This window comes from Streptomyces sp. NPDC059534, from assembly GCF_042743475.1.
GTDB lineage: Bacteria > Actinomycetota > Actinomycetes > Streptomycetales > Streptomycetaceae > Streptomyces.
Genome location: NZ_JBHWAQ010000028.1, coordinates 72,760 through 90,179, shown reverse-complemented (window position 1 = coordinate 90,179; position 17,420 = coordinate 72,760). Strand labels below are relative to the sequence as shown.

The 17,420-nt window shown below is 74.0% G+C and carries 11 protein-coding genes; 7 read left to right on the top strand and 4 right to left on the bottom strand.

The window, feature by feature from the left end; genetic code table 11:
* Positions 1-29 precede the first annotated feature (29 nt).
* From ACFVZH_RS29050 to ACFVZH_RS29040, 3 genes are all read left to right on the top strand, one after another.
* A complete protein-coding gene (locus ACFVZH_RS29050; RefSeq protein ID WP_384901805.1) occupies positions 30-1,064 on the top strand; it encodes a LacI family DNA-binding transcriptional regulator in 1,035 nt (344 codons plus the stop codon).
* Positions 1,065-1,203: 139 nt separating this feature from the next.
* Positions 1,204-5,790 (top strand): aminotransferase class I/II-fold pyridoxal phosphate-dependent enzyme, encoded by a 4,587-nt coding sequence (locus tag ACFVZH_RS29045; RefSeq protein WP_384901803.1) that lies wholly within the window; start codon positions 1,204-1,206, stop codon positions 5,788-5,790.
* On the top strand, positions 5,790-6,566 hold the full coding sequence (locus tag ACFVZH_RS29040) for a class I SAM-dependent methyltransferase (protein ID WP_384901801.1): 777 nt from the start codon (positions 5,790-5,792) through the stop codon (positions 6,564-6,566). The genes ACFVZH_RS29045 and ACFVZH_RS29040 overlap by 1 nt, the downstream gene beginning before the upstream one ends.
* A 24-nt stretch (positions 6,567-6,590) precedes the next feature.
* On the opposite strand, the gene ACFVZH_RS29035 is transcribed toward ACFVZH_RS29040, so the two are convergent.
* The 3 genes from ACFVZH_RS29035 to ACFVZH_RS29025 form a co-directional block, all read right to left on the bottom strand.
* Positions 6,591-7,691 (bottom strand): glycosyltransferase family 4 protein, encoded by a 1,101-nt coding sequence (locus ACFVZH_RS29035; protein ID WP_384901799.1) that lies wholly within the window; start codon positions 7,689-7,691, stop codon positions 6,591-6,593.
* 51 nt (positions 7,692-7,742) lie between these two features.
* Entirely contained in the window at positions 7,743-9,665 is a 1,923-nt protein-coding gene (locus tag ACFVZH_RS29030; protein WP_384901797.1) for a glycosyltransferase family 4 protein, read from the bottom strand.
* Positions 9,666-10,381: 716 nt separating this feature from the next.
* Complete coding sequence (locus tag ACFVZH_RS29025; protein ID WP_384901796.1) at positions 10,382-11,164, bottom strand: glycosyltransferase family 2 protein; 783 nt, start codon at positions 11,162-11,164, stop codon at positions 10,382-10,384.
* Positions 11,165-11,379: 215 nt separating this feature from the next.
* On the opposite strand from ACFVZH_RS29025, the gene ACFVZH_RS29020 reads away from it, so the two are divergent.
* Complete coding sequence (locus tag ACFVZH_RS29020) at positions 11,380-13,221, top strand: glycoside hydrolase family 15 protein (protein ID WP_384901794.1); 1,842 nt, start codon at positions 11,380-11,382, stop codon at positions 13,219-13,221.
* Positions 13,222-13,266: 45 nt separating this feature from the next.
* A complete protein-coding gene (locus ACFVZH_RS29015; protein WP_384901792.1) occupies positions 13,267-13,560 on the top strand; it encodes a hypothetical protein in 294 nt (97 codons plus the stop codon).
* Positions 13,561-13,677: 117 nt separating this feature from the next.
* Here ACFVZH_RS29015 and ACFVZH_RS29010 read toward each other — a convergent pair whose 3' ends face one another.
* On the bottom strand, positions 13,678-13,926 hold the full coding sequence (locus tag ACFVZH_RS29010) for a hypothetical protein (protein WP_384901790.1): 249 nt from the start codon (positions 13,924-13,926) through the stop codon (positions 13,678-13,680).
* A gap of 137 nt (positions 13,927-14,063) precedes the next feature.
* Here ACFVZH_RS29010 and ACFVZH_RS29005 point away from each other — a divergent pair, with 137 nt between their 5' ends.
* Positions 14,064-15,137 (top strand): phosphatase PAP2 family protein, encoded by a 1,074-nt coding sequence (locus ACFVZH_RS29005; protein WP_384901788.1) that lies wholly within the window; start codon positions 14,064-14,066, stop codon positions 15,135-15,137.
* A 44-nt stretch (positions 15,138-15,181) separates the two neighbouring features.
* The gene (locus tag ACFVZH_RS29000; protein WP_384901786.1) at positions 15,182-17,404 is read left to right on the top strand and encodes an NADP-dependent isocitrate dehydrogenase; all 2,223 of its coding nucleotides are present in this window, start codon (positions 15,182-15,184) and stop codon (positions 17,402-17,404) included.
* The last annotated feature ends 16 nt before the right edge of the window (positions 17,405-17,420 follow it).

The window sequence follows — 17,420 nt, the reverse complement described above, 5'->3', positions numbered from 1 at the left end:
GGGCGGCGGCCCGAGGGGAGAAGCGGCACATGGCGGTGAGCGGACGGCAGACCGGCAGGCCCACCCTGGAGGAGGTCGCGGCCAGGGCCGGAGTCGGCCGCGGCACGGTGTCCCGGGTCATCAACGGCTCGCCCAAGGTCAGCGAACAGGCCAAGGCCGCCGTCGAGCGGGCCGTCGCCGAACTCGGCTACGTCCCCAACCGAGCCGCCCGCGCACTCGCCGGCAGCCGGACCGACGCCGTCGCCCTGGTGATCCCCGAGACCGAGGCCCGACTCTTCGCCGAGCCGTACTTCCTCGACATCATCCGCGGCGTCAGCAGCGAACTCGCCGACGCGGACAAGCAGTTGCTGCTCACCCTGATCCGCAGCGACCAGGAGCGGCAGCGCTTCGAGCAGTACCTCGCCGCCCAGCGCGTCGACGGCGTCCTCCTGGTCTCCGTGCACGGCGCCGACCCGCTGCCCGACCAGGTCAGGGCCCTCGGCCTGCCCGCCGTCCTCAACGGCCGCCGGACCGAGGACGAGCGCGTCGCCTTCGTCGACTCCGACAACACCGGCGCCGGCCGGACCGCCGTCGCCCATCTCGCCGCCCGCGGCCGCCGCTCCATCGCCACCATCACCGGCCCGCCCGACATGTACGTCGCCCGCTGCCGCCTCGACGGCTACCACGAGGGCCTCGCCGACGCCGGACTCGACGCCGACCCCGACCTCGTCGCCGCCGGAGACTTCACCGAGGAGGGCGGCCGCCGCGCCATGCGCGAACTCCTGGACCGCAGGCCGGACCTGGACGCCGTCTTCGCCGCCTCCGACGTGATGGCCGCCGGAGCCCGCGGCGTCCTGCGCGAGGCCGGCCGCCGCGTCCCCGAGGACGTCGCCCTCGTCGGCGTCGACGACTCGGCCGTCGCCCGGCACATGGACCCGCCGCTGACCAGCGTCCGGCAGCCCATCGAGGAGATGGGCCGCACGATGGCCCGCGTCCTCCTCCAGGAGATCGCCGACCCCAGCGGCCCCGACGACCAGCCGCGCCGGATGCTGCCCACCGAACTCGTGGTCCGCGCCTCCTCCTGACGCCGGCGGCCCGATCCAGGGCTCCGGGCGCCGAGATGCAACCGCCCCGGGAGCCCCGGAGAATGGACACCGTACGGGGTCCGTACCCGCGACCAGGGCGCTGCCGACTGCGTCCGACCCGACCAGGGGGCGGTCGACGATGCCACTGGGTCAGCCCGACCGGCCGCCCGCCGCGAGCGGGAAACTCCGCAGATGGACGCTGCTGTACCTGCTGGCCGTGACGCTTCTCACCGTCGCCTACCTGAAATACCCCGAACGGCACACCACGCTGTGGGCCCTCATCGGACTGAGCGGCGTCGCCGCCATCCTCGTCGGGGTCCGCATCCACCGGCCCTCCCGGCGCTGGCCCTGGCTGGTGCTGGCCGCCGCCAACCTCGCGTTCGTGGGCGGAGACACCACGTACAACGCCCTGGAGGCGTTCTTCGGCCAGACCAGACCCTTCCCCTCTGTCGCCGACGCCCTGTACCTGGTCACCTACCCGCTGTTCGCCCTCGGCCTCTTCGGCTTCATCCGCTACCGGGCCGTCGGCCGCGACCTCGGCGTCGTCCTCGACGCGCTGATCCTCACCTCCGGACTCGCGCTGCTCTCCTGGGTCAACCTCATCACCCCGCTGGCCCGCAGCGAGGAGATGAGCTGGACCGAGAAGGCCATCTCCATCGCCTATCCGCTCGGCGACGTGCTGATGCTCGCCATGCTCGCCCGGCTCCTCGTCCCCGGCGGTCTGCGCTCCCGCTCCGTGCAGCTCCTCACCCTCGGCACCTGCGGCATCCTCGCCTCCGACGTCATCTACGGCACCCTCCAGCTCAAGGGAACCTGGCAGGTCGGCACCCCCTGGGACCTCGGCTGGGTCGTCTTCTTCACCGCCTGGGGCCTCGCCGCCCTGCACCCCTCGATGACCGGGCTCACCGAGCGGGCCCCCGAACCGGCCCCGAGAGTCGCCGAGCGACGGCTCGCGCTGCTCGCCGGAGCCTCCCTCGTCGCCCCCGCCCTCCTCCTCCTGCAGTCGCTGCGCCACGACCGGGACCAGGACATCGCCGTCATCGCGATCTTCTCGGCGATCATGTTCCTGCTGGTCCTCACCCGGCTCTGGGGCATGATGAACGAGCACGACAGGGCCGAGGAACGCGAGCGCAGCCTCAGGACCGCCGCCGCCTCCCTCGTCGCCGCCCTGAGCCCCCGTGAGGTCGCCGGGGCCGTGGAGACGGCCTCCGCGACGCTCTTCGGCGAGGACACCGACCACCGGGTCCTGCTCCTCACCCGGGACCGCCGGGGCGGTCTCAACGCCGTGGCCACCAACGCCCACCCCTGGAGCTGCCGCACCGAGGCGCTCACCCGGCCCCCCGCCACCGCCTGGCCGCAGCTGGTCGCCGACGGCGCCCGGCTCCTTCCCGTGACCCGGCTCGACCCCGCCGTCGCCGCCGAGGTGGACTCCGAGACCCACGCCCTGCTCTGCCCGCTGGAACTCCAGACTCCCGCCGGACGCGAACCGCTGCTCGGCGTGCTGCTCTTCGCCGGCCCGGAGAAGAAGCTGGCCGAGATCGCCGCCTCCGCCCAGTCCCTCGCCTCCCAGGCCGCCCTGGCCCTGGAGCGCTTCGGACTCACCGAGGAGGTCAACCGCCGGACCAGCGAGGCGTACTTCCGGACCCTCGTGCACAACACCTCGGACGTCATCCTCATCGTCGACGACGACGACACCGTCCGGTACGCCAGCCCGTCGGCCGAGTCCATGTTCGGCCACACGCTCGTCCCGGGCACCCCGCTCACCGATCTGCTCGCCCCCGGGGACGCGGCCGGCGCCCTGCGGGTCGTCGCCGAGGCACGCACCCGTGACTCCTTCGACGACCGCGACGACTGGAAACTCCTCCACGGCGACGCCGCCGACCTGGAGGTCGAGGTCCGGTGCAGCAACCTGCGCAACGAACGCACCGTGCACGGTCTCGTCCTCACCCTGCGGGACGTCACCGAACAGCGGAAGCTGGAGCGCGAGCTGACCCACCGGGCGTTCCACGACTCCCTCACCGGGCTCCCCAACCGGGTGCTGCTCCTGGAACGGATCGAGCGGGCCCTGCTCCGCGGCCGCCGCGAGTCCACCCTCACCTGCATGCTCTTCGTCGACCTCGACGACTTCAAGGTCGTCAACGACACCATGGGGCACTCCGTGGGCGACGAACTCCTCGTCGCCGTCGCCCGCCGCCTCACCGCCGTCCTGCGGCTCACCGACACCGCGGCCCGGCTCGGCGGCGACGAGTTCGCCGTCCTCATCGAGGGGGCCCGCGAACCCCGCGACGCCGAGGCGCTGGCGGCCGAGATCGTGCACTCCCTGAGCCAGCCCTTCCATCTCACCGACGGCGCCGTCTCCGTCTCCACCAGCGTCGGCATCGCGACCGTCCTCGACAGCGCGCACGCCGAGGAACTGCTCGGCCACGCCGACCTGGCCCTGTACGCGGCCAAGGCGGCCGGAAAGAAGCGCTGGCGGCTCTTCCACCCCGAGCTCCACTCCCGGCTCGTCGCCCGGCACGAACTCCAGGCCGGCATGGACACGGCCATCGCCGACCACGCCTTCGCGCTGCGCTACCAGCCGATCGTCGAGGTCGACAGCGGCGCTCCGGCCGGGCTCGAGGCACTGATCCGCTGGCCGCACGCCCGGCGCGGGATGGTGCCGCCCGACCAGTTCATCACCCTCGCCGAGGAGAGCGGCCACATCATGCCGCTGGGCGCCTGGGTCCTCGAACACGCGGCCCTCGACATCGCCCGCTGGCAGCGCGCCCACCCCCGGGCGGCCCCGCTGTACGCCAACGTCAACGTCTCCGCCCGCCAGTTCCGCGACCCCGGGCTGCTCGAAGAGGTACGGCGCACCCTCCACTCCTCCGGACTCGCGCCCGGCTCGCTCGTCCTGGAGCTCACCGAGACCGTCCTCATGCGGCAGGACGCGCAGATCCGGACGACGATGGCCGCCCTCAAGGACATGGGCGTCGCCATCGCCATCGACGACTTCGGCACCGGGTTCTCCTCGCTCAGCTACCTCCGCGAGTTCCCCATCGACGTCCTGAAGGTCGACAAGTCGTTCATCGACGACATCACCACCGACCCCCAGCAGGTCGCGCTCGTCGAGGGCATCGTGCGCATCGCCGACGTCCTCGGCCTCCAGGTCGTCGCCGAGGGAATCGAGCACGAGGAGCAGCGGGCGCTGCTGGCCGACATGGGCTGCCGGTTCGGGCAGGGATTCCTCTTCGCCCGCCCGATGACCGCCCACCAGACCGAGTCGTACCTGCACCGCGCCCCGCCGCCCCCCGGCGACCGCCCGGCCGTCCGGCTCGCCGATCCCCCCGCGACAGGGCCGGCCGTTCCCGCCGCAGGGCCCGCCACCTTCCTCACCGCACCCACCACCCCCACCGCCCCCGTCGTCAGCCCCGCCGCCCGGATCACCGGCCGCGCCCCCGGTCCGGGCGCGGCGGCCCGCACCGGACGGCCCCCGCGCCCGTCCCGCTGGCGGGACCTGGAGCACCTCAAGCGGACCAGCCGCATGTGCGACGCCGTCATCGACGAGATCGACGGCCGGCGCATCCGGGTCGGCGACGACTGGCTCATCGACTTCGCCTCCTGCAACTACCTCGGCCTCGACCTCGACCCCACCGTCATCGACGCGATCGAACCGCAGGTCAGAGAGTGGGGTACGCACCCCAGCTGGTCGCGGCTCATCGGCAGCCCCCGGCTCTACCCGCGGATCGAGGAGCGGCTCACCGAACTCCTCGGCGCCTCCGACACCCTGCTGCTGCCCACCATCACCCTCATCCACCAGTCGGTCATCCCGCTGCTCGCCGGCACCGGACAGGTCTTCGTCGAGGCGCAGGCCCACCGCACGGTGTACGACGGCTGCGTCGCCGCCCGCGGCCAGGGCGCCGAGCTCCACCGCTTCCGCTCCGAACGGCCGGAGGAGCTGGCCGGCCTGCTGCGCGGCGCGCCCGCCGACGCCGGCCGGCTCGTCTGCATGGACGGCGTCAACAGCATGACCGGGAACTTCCCCGACCTGCCCGCCCTGGCCCGGATCTGCCGGGAGCACGGCGCCCTGCTGTACGTCGACGACGCCCACGGCTTCGGCGTCATCGGGGAACGGGGGCCCGGCGAGAGCAGCCCGTACGGCTCGCGCGGCAACAGCATCGTCCGCCATCTCGGCGAGACCTACGACGACCTCGTGCTGGTCGGCGGGTTCTCCAAGGCGTTCTCCTCGCTGCTCGCCTTCCTCGCCGTACCGAAGTGGCTGAAGGACCACCTCAAGGTGGCGGCGGCCCCGTACCTGTACTCGGGGCCCTCGCCGACCGCCTCGCTGGCCACCGCCCTCGCCGGCCTCGACGTCAACGACGAGCGCGGGGACGAGATCCGGGCCGGGCTGTACCGCAAGACGGCCCGCGTCCTCGCCCATGTGCGCGGCCTCGGGATCGCCACGCCCAACACCGACGGGCTGCCCATCATCGAGATCCCCCTCGCCGTCGCCGACGACCTCGACGCCGTCGCCGCCTTCCTCTGGGAGCACGGCATCTACGTGACGCTCGCCTCCTACCCGCTCGTCCCGCGCGACCGGGTGGGCTTCCGCGTGCAGATCACCGCGGCCAACACCGACGAGGAGATCGGCGAGCTGTGCTCGGCCCTCACGGTCCTCGCCGGCCGCTTCCGCCTCCAGTCCACCGACACCGGCCCCGTCGCCGCCGGCCGGCCGGCGGAACCGTGATGGACCGGACCGGGCGGCGTCCGCCGGTGGAGCCCCGCACCCGGCGCAACCGGGACGCCGACTGGAACGCCTGGCCCGTGGCCGACTACCTCGCCGAGAACTACCGCCGGCTCCACCCGTGCGACGTCGGCGTCATCCGCCACCACTCGGCCGTCTACCGGCGCCACGCCCCCGGCAGCCTGGCCCGCACGCTGGAGCTGGGCGCGGGCCCCAACCTCTACCCCCTGATGCTGGCGGGCGCGGCCGCCAGCCGCGTCGACGCCCTGGAACCGAGCGCCGCCAGCGTCCGCTACCTCCGCCACCAGCTCGCCCACGGGGCCGACGCCAGCTGGCGGCCCTTCTACACGCTCTGCCGCTCGCTCGACCCGGCGCTCCCGGCGAGCTGCGCCGAGGCGCTCTCCCGGGTGCGGGTGGTGCGCGGCACGGCCGACGACCTGGTCCCCGGCCGGTACGACCTCGCCTCGATGAACTTCGTCGCCGAGAGCGTCACCGAGGACTTCGAGGAGTTCAGTGCCCTTTGTGCCGCCTTCGTCGGCGCGGTCCGTCCCGGCGGCCGGCTCCTGGCCTCCTTCATGGAACGCATGCCGAGCTACCGCATCGGCACGGGACCCGTCTGGCCCGCGTGCCCCGTCGACGGGGCCACCCTGCGGGGCGTGTTCGCCCCCCGCACCGCCGGCCTGCGGATCGTCCGCCTGGCCAAGGACCTCACCCTGCCCGAGTACGGGGACACCGGCGTGCTCCTGCTGTCGGCGCGGCGTCCCCCGGCCCACGGGTGACGGCGGCCTCCCCGGGGGCCGTCGTCATGCCAGCAACTCACGGTAGAGGGCCGCGTAACGGGCGGCGAACCGCTCCGGGCCGAAGTGGTCCTCGGCCAGTGCCCGCCCCCGCTCGGCGAGCATGTCCCAGGAACGCGGCTGGTCGAGCAGCCAGGCCAGCTGCTGCCCCGTGCGGCGCGGGTCCCCGGCGGGGGCACGCAGCACGGCGGGGCCGAAGTCGGCGAACTGGGGGAGGTCGCTGAGGATGGCGGGCCGGCCCGAGGCGAGGGCCTGGAGCACGGTGAACGGGACGTCCGCCTTGCCGCCGAGGCCGGTCGGCGGGAACAGCAGCACCTGCACGGAGGCGAGGAGCGCGTGCATGTCCTCGACGTAGCCGCGTACCTCGACGTCGACGAGGCCCGCCGCACCGGCCCGTTCCCGCAGCGCCTCGTTGAGGGCCTCGGTGTCCTGCCCCGGCCGGCCGCGCATCGCGAGCACCAGCCGGAAGTCGCTCCCCGCGCGCCGGGCCTCCGCCGCCGCGTCGATCGACTCCTCCGCCCCGCCGTGCGGATCGTGGTGCCCCGAGAAGAGGACGGCGGGGTAGCCCTCCGGGCGCGGCAGGTACGGCCACTCGTCCAGGGCGATCATGGGCGGGATCACCCGTACGTCCCCGAACTCGGCGGCCCGCATCCGGCGTGCCATCGACTCGGACAGGGCCACGGTCGTCCCCAGCGGCCGGCCGCGCGCCAGGAACCGGGTGTCCATCACGCCGGGCACGGTGTGGACCACCGGCCGCCTGCCGAGCAGCAGCGGGCGCAGCCACGAGAAGGCGGGGAAGCCGCGGCCGACGGTCAGGAAGGCGTGCACCAGGTCGACCCGGCGGGCGAACACCGCCCCGGCGAGCACGGCCTGTACGCGCCCCGCCGGGTGCGGCGCGCCGTTCCGGGAGACGATCCGGACGGGCCGCCCGCGCGCGGGCGGGGCAGGCGTCGGGTGGCGGCCCGGCCGGGGCGAGAACCAGACGAAGTCCACATCCGGCAGGGACTCCAGGACGTCTGCGGCGAGCCGCACGTCGGACCCCTCCACCCCGTCCAGCGGACTGCCGGTCAGGAGGAGGACGCGGGGCCGCCGCTCAGCGCCGGGCATCGGGCGCCTCCGCGCCGGTGGCGCCGACGACCGTCCGGGCGGAGCGGCCGGTCAGCGGGTCGTCTGCCACGACGCACCCCTCTTCGTCGGCCGCCGCGGGGAGGCGGGCGTGTCGAGGAGCCGGTGGGCCAGGGCCAGGTAACGGCCCGTCGTCTCGTCCCACGTGTAGTGCTGCGCGGCCAGCGCCGAACGCCGTCCCAGACGGCGCCGGAGCGCCGCGTCACCGGCCAGCTCGGTCATCCGCTCCCCGAACGCGGCCACGTCGAACGGCGCCACCGCCACGTCCCCGCCGTCGCGCATCCAGTGCAGCGCGGGCAGGTCGAAGTGGAGGACGGGCTTGCCGTACGACATGGCCTCGAGGGCCACCCGGCCGAATGCCTCGTGGCGGGACGGCATCACCAGGAACGCGCTGTCACGCAGGAGTTGACGCTTGCGGTCCTCCTCGGCGTACCCGACCCAGTGGATCCTGGGCTCGGGTCCGCTCGTGCGGGCGGCGACGAGGGCGGCGAGCCGGCGTTCCTCGGCCGGGGCGCCGCTCCCGGCGAGCAGCAGGTCGAGGGGCGGCCCGGCGCGGTCGTACGCGTCGAGCAGCAGGTCCAGGCCCTTGCCCCAGGTGTCGATCCGGCCCAGGTACAGGATGAACTGCCCGGAGCCGAGCCGGGCCTCGTCGAGGCCGCGCTGCTCGACACCGTCGGCGAAGACCTGCACGTCGGCCCGTGGGCTGAGGCGCCGGACGGCCGGGCCGTCCGCCGCGTTCATCACCACGATGTGCCGGTAGCAGCGCAGCCCCAGCCGCTCCACCAGGGAGAACGGGACGTGGCGCCGCAGCCCCGGGGCCCGCGCGCCGCGGCCTTGGTCGATGCCGATGACGGGAGCGGCCGTCGTCAGCGGCAGGAAGCTCGTCGAGAACGGGGGAGTGAAGCTCTCCAGCCACAGGTCGTGCCGGATACGGCGGGAGACGAGCGGCAGCAGCGCCAGGAACAGCAGCCGTCCGGCGCGCGGCCCCGCCCGGCGGACGGGCAGCCGCACGTACCGGATGCCGTCGCGCTCCACGGCGCCGCCGTCCCGCCCCGCCGTCACCACGGTCACCCGGAAGTCCTCGGCCAGCCTCCGGGCCACCTTGCCGGCCACCAGGGCTCCGCCACCCCGGTGGCCGGGGTCCTCCGCGTCGTCGTACACCGACACCACCACGTGACGCCGCCCGCTGCCGTCCGGGCCTCCCCGTGGGCCCCGCGCGGCCTGGTCCGGCGCGGGTGCGGCGGCCGCCCTGCGCGCGCGTACGGCGGCGGCCTCCTCCCGCGCTCGTACGACGGACTCGTCCCGTTCCCGCAGCGCGCCGAGGACCCGCTCCAGGGCCGCACCCGCGACCAGGGACGGGGGTCGTTCGCCGTCCAGCCGCGCGATCCCCGGCAGCCGGCGCGACCAGCACCGGTACCGGGCCCACCAGGCGGCCGCAGGGCCGGCGCGGGAGTCCCGGTCGTGGCCTCGGGCCGGGTCCGGCCCGCTCTCCACGAGAAGCGTCAGGGCATAGCCCCGGGCGATCCGGTGGAAGGCGCGCGCCGCCCCGGAGGCGGCCGGGGGGTCGAACTTCACCAGGCCGTCCAGTGGGCCCCGGTCGGTCACGACCACGGCCGGTCCGCCGCGCGCCCGCTTCCGGGCCACGGCGCGGGCCCATGCGACGCGGGCGGTGAGCTCGCCCGCGTCGAGGAACGCGTGGGCACGGCGCAGCCGGGATCCCCGGCGCTCGGGATCCGAGGCGCGCCGCGCCCACCCGTCCCCACCCGGTTCCCCCGCATCCCTCACCCGTGGCGGAACCGGGAATCTGCGGCACAGGAAGCAGTCGTGGCCGTGTACGCCGACGACGGTGAGCCCGCGCTCGCGGAGCAGGGGCACGAGCCTGCCGGCCAGCGAGGACCCGCCCGTGCCGTCGGGGCCCGACACGGCGATCAGCAGAGGACCTCGTGGGGTGCTCACGGCACCCGCCTCCGGGCCCCGTCACGGAACGCCCGGGCGCGTGATCCGGGGTGCCGCGACGGGACGAGGGTGATGTGCGCGCCGGCGGGGAACGGGAGACCGCACCGGGCGTCGGTGGCACGGGACGGGGAGGGGCGCCCGAGCGCGTACGTGTCCGCCCGCACGCGGCAGAGCGGCCCACGGCCGTGCGGCGGCGGGCACTGGGGGCACGAAACGGCGGTCAGGAGTGCCGGGAGGACCGGTCCACGCTGCACCGGCGGTCGGACGGGCCGGTGGGGGAGCGGTACGGGTGGGCCGTCGGCGTCGGCTGGGCCGCCGGAATCGCGGCGGCGCGCGGCGTGGGTGCGGACCGTGCGGGCGCGACGGCGGCGGGCCGCTCCGCGCGGCCTGCACGCCCGGCTCAGGGGCGGGGTGGCGGCGGCGCGGATCCGGTCGGAGACCCGGCGTGCCGGGTGACCGGTCGGGCGGTGCGGGGAGGGGCGGGCCGGGCGGCGGCGGGCCTCGGCGAGGGGCCAGTCGGTCACCCGCCGCAGGGGATGCGGCGCGGGTACCGCCGGCGTTCGGCTGATCTGGAGTGAGGTCACGACGAGCCTCTTCCGGCAACCGACCCTACCGAGGGTCTCTGGCCTGTCCTGAGATGTCCGTCCGGACACCCGGCCGGAACTTCTGTCCCGAAATCATGCTGTTTCCAGGGTTAGCTTCCCGGGGGTCATTCGTCAACCGGGGGAGCCCCGGTACCGCCGGCCGTGCCCGTGGGTCAGCCGCGACAGCGCGTTGTGCGGCCGCTCGTCGAGGAGCGTGCCGAGGATGCGCGTGCCGTCACGGACGGTACGGGCGGGCGAGGGGCCGGGGCGGCGCGGAAGCTCGCGACTCGGCACCTCGGCCACCCGCAGGCCGTAGTGCAGGGCGTGCGTGACGAGTTCCGCCCCGAGTTCGACCCCGTCCTCGCGCAGGTCGAGGAGGTCGACGAACGAGCGCCGGAACGCGCAGAATCCGTACCAGAGATCGGTGAGGGGCTGCCCGTACAGCCGGCGTGCGACGCGCAGCAGCGCGCGATGGCCCACGCGCCGCACCAGCGCATGGTCGGCGACCTCTCCGCCGGCGATGAATCGCGATCCTTTGACGAAGTCGTAACCGCTTTCCAGATAGTGCAGGAAATGCGGGATCTCATGCGGGGACATGCTCCCGTCGGCGTTCATCAGCACGATCAGATCGCCGGTGGCGGCGAGGAGTCCCGCGTGCGGGATGTCGCCCCGCTCGAAGTCCCAGGCCCCCAGGCCCCGGACGGTCAGGCCGGGTCTCGCGCGGCCCTCGCCGGTGGGCCCGCCGACCAGCACGACCTCGCCCACGCTCGCCGGAACCTGGTCGAGGAGCAGGTCGAGGGCGGGTCCCGGGTCTCCGCCGCCGGGGCGGGCCGTGAGGACGAGACTCACCGTGCGCGTGCCGGACCCGGGAGCCCGGTCGGTCGAGCGGCGCCGGGGATGCGCGTCACTGCTCATCGGTACGGCTCATTACTCATCGGAACGGCCTTCCGCGCGGCGGACCCGCTTCTTCCAGAATCCTGCGCCGGCGGTGAAAGCGCCACCAAGAGCGGAAGAATATGCCGCCGGCCGCGAAGGGATAACCCCTTCCCGGGTCCGGAAAAGACTGATCGTTTCCCGTGGAATTCCCGGCCGTTTCGCCGAGTGGTCGCCGCGCGGCATACAATCCCGTCATGGCAGGGCGAATTGAGGACTACGCCCTCGTCGGTGACCTGGAGACCGCTGCGCTCGTCGGCACCGACGGGTCCGTCGACTGGTGGTGCGCGCCGCGCTTCGACTCGCCCGCCTGCCTCGCGGCCCTGCTCGGCGACCCCGACCACGGCCGCTGGCTCCTCGCGCCCGTCGGCGCCGCCCGCTGCACACGCAGGAGCTACCGCGGCGACACGCTCGTCCTCGACACCGTCTGGGAGTCCCTCTCGGGATCGGTCCGGGTCACCGACTTCATGCCGCCGCGCTCCCTCGGCGAAAGCTCTCCGACGATCGTCCGCGTCGTCGAGGGGATCTCCGGACGGGTCGCGATGCGGGGCGAGTTGAGGGTCCGCTTCCACCACGGCAGCATCGTGCCCTGGACCCGCTCCCTGGACCGCCGCACGGTCGCCTCCGTCGCCGGACCCGACGCCGCCTACCTCTCCTGCGGCCCCGGCGTCGATCCCGTCGTCACCCGGGACCGCACGACGTTCGCCTTCACCGTCCCGGCCGGACGCCGCGTCGCGTTCACCCTCGGCTGGCGCCCCTCGCACGCCAACGCACCGCCCGCCGACTCGCCCGCCAGGATCGACGCCGCCCTCTCCCGTACCCTCGCGCTCTGGAACGACTGGGCCGCCACGCTCCGTTACGAGGGCCCGGCGAGGGAAGCCGTCATCCGCTCCCTGCTCACCCTCAAGGCGCTCACCTACGCCCCCACGGGCGGCGTCGTCGCCGCGGCCACCGCCTCGCTCCCCGAGTCCATCGGCGGGCAGCGGAACTGGGACTACCGTTTCTGCTGGCTGCGCGACTCCACCTTCACGCTGTCCTGCCTGCTGCGCGGCGGATACCGCAGGGAGGCGCTGGCCTGGACGAAGTGGCTGCTGCGCGCGGTCGCGGGCGACCCCGCCGACCTCCAGCCGCTCTACGGGGTCGAGGGGCAGCGCCGGCTGCCCGAGACGCAGGCCGACTGGCTGCCGGGATACGAGGGTTCACAGCCCGTCAGATTCGGCAACGCGGCCGTGGACCAGTTCCAGCTCGACGTCTACGGCGAGGTGCTCAACACCGTCTACTCGGCCGTCCGGGCCGGCGTCGTCCTCGACCCGCCCGCCTGGACCCTGATCGCCGCGCTCCTGGAGTACCTCGGCGAGCGCTGGCGGGAACCCGACGAGGGGATCTGGGAAGTGCGGGGCCCGCGCCGCCACTTCGTCCACTCCAAGGTCATGGCGTGGGTCGCCGCCGACCGTGCCGTCCGGCTGGCCCGGGTCGCCGGACTGCGCGGCTCCGTGCACCGCTGGCAGGCCCTGCGCCAGGAGATGCACGCGGAGATCTGCACCCGCGGCTGGAGCGCCGAGCAGGGGTCCTTCACCCAGTCGTACGAGAGCCACCAGGTCGACGCCACCGCCCTGTTGATCCCCCGGCTCGGCTTCCTCCCCGCCCGTGACCCCCGGGTGCTGGGCACCGTGCAGGCGATGGAACGCCTCGACGACCACGGATTCCTGCGCCGGTACGGCGACGTCCGCGACGGCGGCACCCATGCCCTCGACGACCTCGGAGGCACCGAAGGTTCCTTCGTGGCGTGCACGTTCTGGTACGCCGACGCCCTCGCCATGTGCGGCCGCCCCGGCGAGGCCCGGGCCGTCTTCGAGCGGGTCCTCGCCGTCCGCAACGACGTCGGCCTGCTCGCCGAGGAATGGGACCCGGTCGCCGCCCGCCAGCTCGGCAACATGCCGCAGGCGCTCAGCCACGTGGCCCTGGTGAACACGGCGTTCACGCTGTACGGCACGCGCCGCCACGACCGCGCCCTCTCCGGTCACCTCGCTGTGGCATGATCGCGCCGACTTCCGGCACGGCGCCGGAGCCACAGGGGGTGGCACATGACCTGGTATCTCGCGCTGCCGAGCCTCGTGCTCGCCGTTCTGCTCGTCCCCGCCGGCGTGGCGGCGCTCCGCACCGGCTGGATGCTCCCGTGGCAGCGGCGGCACGTGTACCGGACGCAGCTCTTCGGCTGGGCACAGCTGGTCATGGCCGGCGCGTTCACCGTCCAGGCCGCCTCGGCCCTCCTCGACGACCGCGCGCTGCGCCAGGCCGCGAGCACGGCCGGCGTGCTGGGCATCCTCTGCGGGCTCGTCCTCCTCGTCCTGGCCCAGCGCCCCCGCACGGACCACTGAGCGGGCGGGGGCCTCGCCGGGCCCCGGAGCGCTGAGCGGGCGGGGGCGACGCCGGGCCACCGACCTGCCGAGCCGGTGCGTCGGAGCCGAGGTACCCGGACCGCCGAGCCGGCGCCGTCAGGGCCGGGGGCCCCGGTCCTCGTCGTGCAGGATCCAGCGCCCGTCGCCGCCGCGGCCCGGCCGGAAGCGGCGGCCGTCCGGCCGGGGCCGCGAGTCGTGCCACTCGCTCATCACCTCCAGGGCCACGAAGGCGGCGATCCCCAACGCCACCACGATCGCGCCCAGGACGAACCATCCGTTCGGTGCGAAGAACCCGATCGCGATGAGGACCAGCACTCCGATACCGATCTTGCGCGGCAGCGACATGTCAGACGTCTCCCCCCGGAGCGTGCGTGCGGATGTCCGGGCAGACGCCCGCGCCCGCCCGCCCGGTTCCCGACCCCGGCGTGTCGTTCGGGTGCGCCCAGCGGGCGTCCCGGCCGCGCGTGGGTTCGAATCGGGGCATGGCTTCCTACGACAGGCACCGCGCCGGCGGCTCCCCGAGGCCGATGGAGACCGGTGACACCTGGTGGTACGCCGCCGTGGCCGGCGAGGCCGCCGGCTCCTTCAGCGCCCGGGTCCGGACACGGACCCGGCGTGCCTGCCTCGGGGCGGTCCTCCTCCTCACGGTCGTGTACGCCGGCCTCGTCCTCACGGCGACCGGCCGCCGCTGGGGCGATGCCGCCCTGACCGGCCGACGCGCGGACACCGCCGCCGTCGACCTGCTGCGCGACCACCCCTCGCTCGCCGGCCTCACCACCTTCTCCCTGGCGGCCGGCTGCGTCCTCCTCCTCGCCGTCGGCCTGATACGCAAGCGGTACGCCCTCACCGGCGCCGCCGCGGGCGCCGTCGTCACGGCCCTCGCCCTCACCCTCCTGCTCCAGCGGTACGCGCCCCGCCCGCGCCTCGTCGACACCGGCGGCGCCCTCGTCCCCAGCGGCTTCCCCGGCATCCAGACCACGCTCGCCCTGGGCATCGCCTTCGGCCTGGTCCTCGTCGTCCCCTACCGGCTCCGGAGCCTCGCCGTCGGCGCCGGAACCCTGTGGGCCGTCGCCGTCGGCGCGTACACCATCGCCGCGGGGCGGCACCGGCCCGGCGACGTCATCGCCGCCGCCCTCGTCGTCCTCGCCGTCGAATGCGGACTCCTCGCCTTCCTCGCCCGCAAGGGCAAGGTGCGCCCCGGCCCCCGGCGCGGGCCCTTCCTGCCCGGCCTCCCGGTGACCGTCCCGCTCGCCCTGCTGACCGCCGCCGGCCTCGGCGCCGGCCTCTGGCTGCTCGGCGACACCCTCTCCCTGCCCGCCACCGCCCCCTACGACCCCGCCGAGCTCCGGCTCGCCCACCGCTGCGGCCAGGCCCTCGCGGCCGGTGTGACCGCCGCCACCGCACTGGTCCTCCTCGGGCTGCTCCGGCGCGTCGACGTGGACGGCGCCCCCGTCCCGTACCGGCTGGGCGGGCCGTTCGTGGAGGCCGCGGGGGTGCCGCGCGAGGGAGAGCTCGTGGGCCCCTTTACGGACGACCTCGATCACGAGATATCTTGATGTCGAGCAATCTCGCATACGCAGACGTGGAGCGGAGCACCCTGGTGACTGACTCGACCATCATTTACACCCACACTGACGAGGCGCCCGCCCTGGCGACGTACTCGTTCCTGCCCGTGATCCAGGCGTATGCCTCGCAGGCCGGCGTCACGGTCGAGACGCGGGACATCTCCCTCGCGGGCCGCATCATCGCCGTCTTCCCGGAGTTCCTGGAAGAGGGCCAGCGCATCGCCGACGCCCTCGCCGAGCTCGGTGACCTGGCCAAGACGCCCGGCGCCAACATCATCAAGCTGCCGAACGTCTCGGCGTCCATCCCGCAGCTCAAGGCCGCGGTCGCCGAGCTCCAGGCGCAGGGCTACGCCCTCCCGGACTACCCGGACGACCCGCAGACGGACCAGGACAAGGACGTCCGCGCCCGCTACGACAAGATCAAGGGCTCGGCCGTCAACCCGGTCCTGCGCGAGGGCAACTCCGACCGCCGCGCGCCCGGCTCGGTCAAGAACTACGCGAAGAACCACCCCCACCGCATGGGCGCCTGGACCTCCGAGTCCCGGACGAACGTCGCCACGATGGGCGAGAACGACTTCGCCTCCACGGAGAAGTCCGTCGTCATCGCGCAGGACGACACCCTCCGCTTCGAGTTCACCGCCGCCGACGGCACCACCGGCGAGCTCCGCGAGCCGCTGAAGGTCATCGCCGGCGAGGTCGTCGACGCCGCCGTCATGCGCGCCGCCGCGCTCCGCACCTTCCTCGGCGAGCAGGTCGACCGCGCCAAGGCCGAGGGCGTGCTCTTCTCCGTGCACCTCAAGGCCACGATGATGAAGGTCTCCGACCCCATCGTCTTCGGTCACGTCGTGCGCGCCTTCTTCCCGAACACCTTCGCGAAGTACGGCGAGGTCCTGGTCGCCGCCGGCCTGTCCCCCAACGACGGCCTCGGCACCATCCTCAACGGCCTGGACTCCGTGCCCCACCTCGGCGCCGAGATCAAGGCGTCCTTCGAGGCCGAGCTGGCCGAGGGCCCGGCCCTCGCCATGGTCGACTCCGACAAGGGCATCACCAACCTGCACGTGCCGTCCGACGTCATCGTCGACGCCTCGATGCCGGCCATGATCCGCACCTCCGGCCACATGTGGGGCCCGGACGGCCAGGAGGCCGACACCCTCGCGGTCCTCCCGGACCACAGCTACTCGGGCGTCTACCAGGCCGTCATCGAGGACTGCCGCGCCCACGGCGCCTTCGACCCGTCGACCATGGGCTCCGTCCCGAACGTCGGCCTCATGGCGCAGAAGGCCGAGGAGTACGGCTCCCACGACAAGACCTTCGAGATCGCCACCGCGGGCACCGTCCGCATCGTCGACTCCTCCGGCGCCGTCCTCCTGGAGCAGGAGGTCGCCGAGGGCGACATCTTCCGCGCCTGCCAGACCAAGGACCTGCCCATCCAGGACTGGGTCAAGCTCGCCGTCACCCGCGCCCGCGCCACCGGCGTCCCGGCCGTCTTCTGGCTGGACGAGAACCGCGCCCACGACGCCAAGCTGATCGCCAAGGTCGACGAGTACCTCACGCAGCACGACACCGAGGGCCTGGAGATCAAGGTCCTGTCCCCGGTCGAGGCGACGAAGTTCTCCCTGGAGCGCATCCGCCGCGGCGAGGACACCATCTCCGTCACCGGCAACGTCCTCCGTGACTACCTGACCGACCTCTTCCCGATCCTGGAGCTGGGCACCAGCGCCAAGATGCTGTCGGTCGTCCCGCTGATGGCGGGCGGCGGCCTCTTCGAGACCGGCGCCGGCGGCTCCGCCCCGAAGCACGTCCAGCAGCTCGTCAAGGAGAACTACCTCCGCTGGGACAGCCTCGGCGAGTTCTTCGCCCTGGCCGCCAGCTTCGAGCACCTCGCGACCACGACGGGCAACGCCCGCGCCCAGGTCCTCGCCGACACCCTCGACCGCGCCACCGGCACCTTCCTCAACGAGGACAAGTCGCCGACCCGTCGCCTCGGTGGTATCGACAACCGCGGCAGCCACTTCTACCTGTCCCTGTACTGGGCCCAGGAGCTGGCCGCCCAGACCGAGGACGCGGAGCTCGCCAAGGCGTTCGCGCCGCTGGCCGAGACCCTCGCGGCCAACGAGCAGAAGATCGTCGACGAGCTCGTCGCCGTCCAGGGCTCCCCGGCCGAGATCGGCGGCTACTACCAGCCCGACCCGGCCAAGGCCGCGGCCGTGATGCGCCCGTCCGCCACGTTCAACGAGGCCGTCGCGTCCCTCGCCTGACCGGCGCGAGACCCGT

Excerpts from the sequence above, each read along its gene's own strand:
- ACFVZH_RS29045 (WP_384901803.1), top strand. The coding sequence starts at position 1,204 with ATGCCACTGGGTCAGCCCGACCGGCCGCCCGCCGCGAGCGGGAAACTC.
- ACFVZH_RS29025 (WP_384901796.1), bottom strand. The coding sequence starts at position 11,164 with ATGAGCAGTGACGCGCATCCCCGGCGCCGCTCGACCGACCGGGCTCCC.
- ACFVZH_RS29005 (WP_384901788.1), top strand. The coding sequence starts at position 14,064 with ATGGCTTCCTACGACAGGCACCGCGCCGGCGGCTCCCCGAGGCCGATG.
- ACFVZH_RS29010 (WP_384901790.1), bottom strand. The coding sequence starts at position 13,926 with ATGTCGCTGCCGCGCAAGATCGGTATCGGAGTGCTGGTCCTCATCGCG.
- ACFVZH_RS29040 (WP_384901801.1), top strand. The coding sequence starts at position 5,790 with ATGGACCGGACCGGGCGGCGTCCGCCGGTGGAGCCCCGCACCCGGCGC.
- ACFVZH_RS29015 (WP_384901792.1), top strand. The coding sequence starts at position 13,267 with ATGACCTGGTATCTCGCGCTGCCGAGCCTCGTGCTCGCCGTTCTGCTC.
- ACFVZH_RS29050 (WP_384901805.1), top strand. The coding sequence starts at position 30 with ATGGCGGTGAGCGGACGGCAGACCGGCAGGCCCACCCTGGAGGAGGTC.
- ACFVZH_RS29035 (WP_384901799.1), bottom strand. The coding sequence starts at position 7,691 with ATGCCCGGCGCTGAGCGGCGGCCCCGCGTCCTCCTCCTGACCGGCAGT.
- ACFVZH_RS29020 (WP_384901794.1), top strand. The coding sequence starts at position 11,380 with ATGGCAGGGCGAATTGAGGACTACGCCCTCGTCGGTGACCTGGAGACC.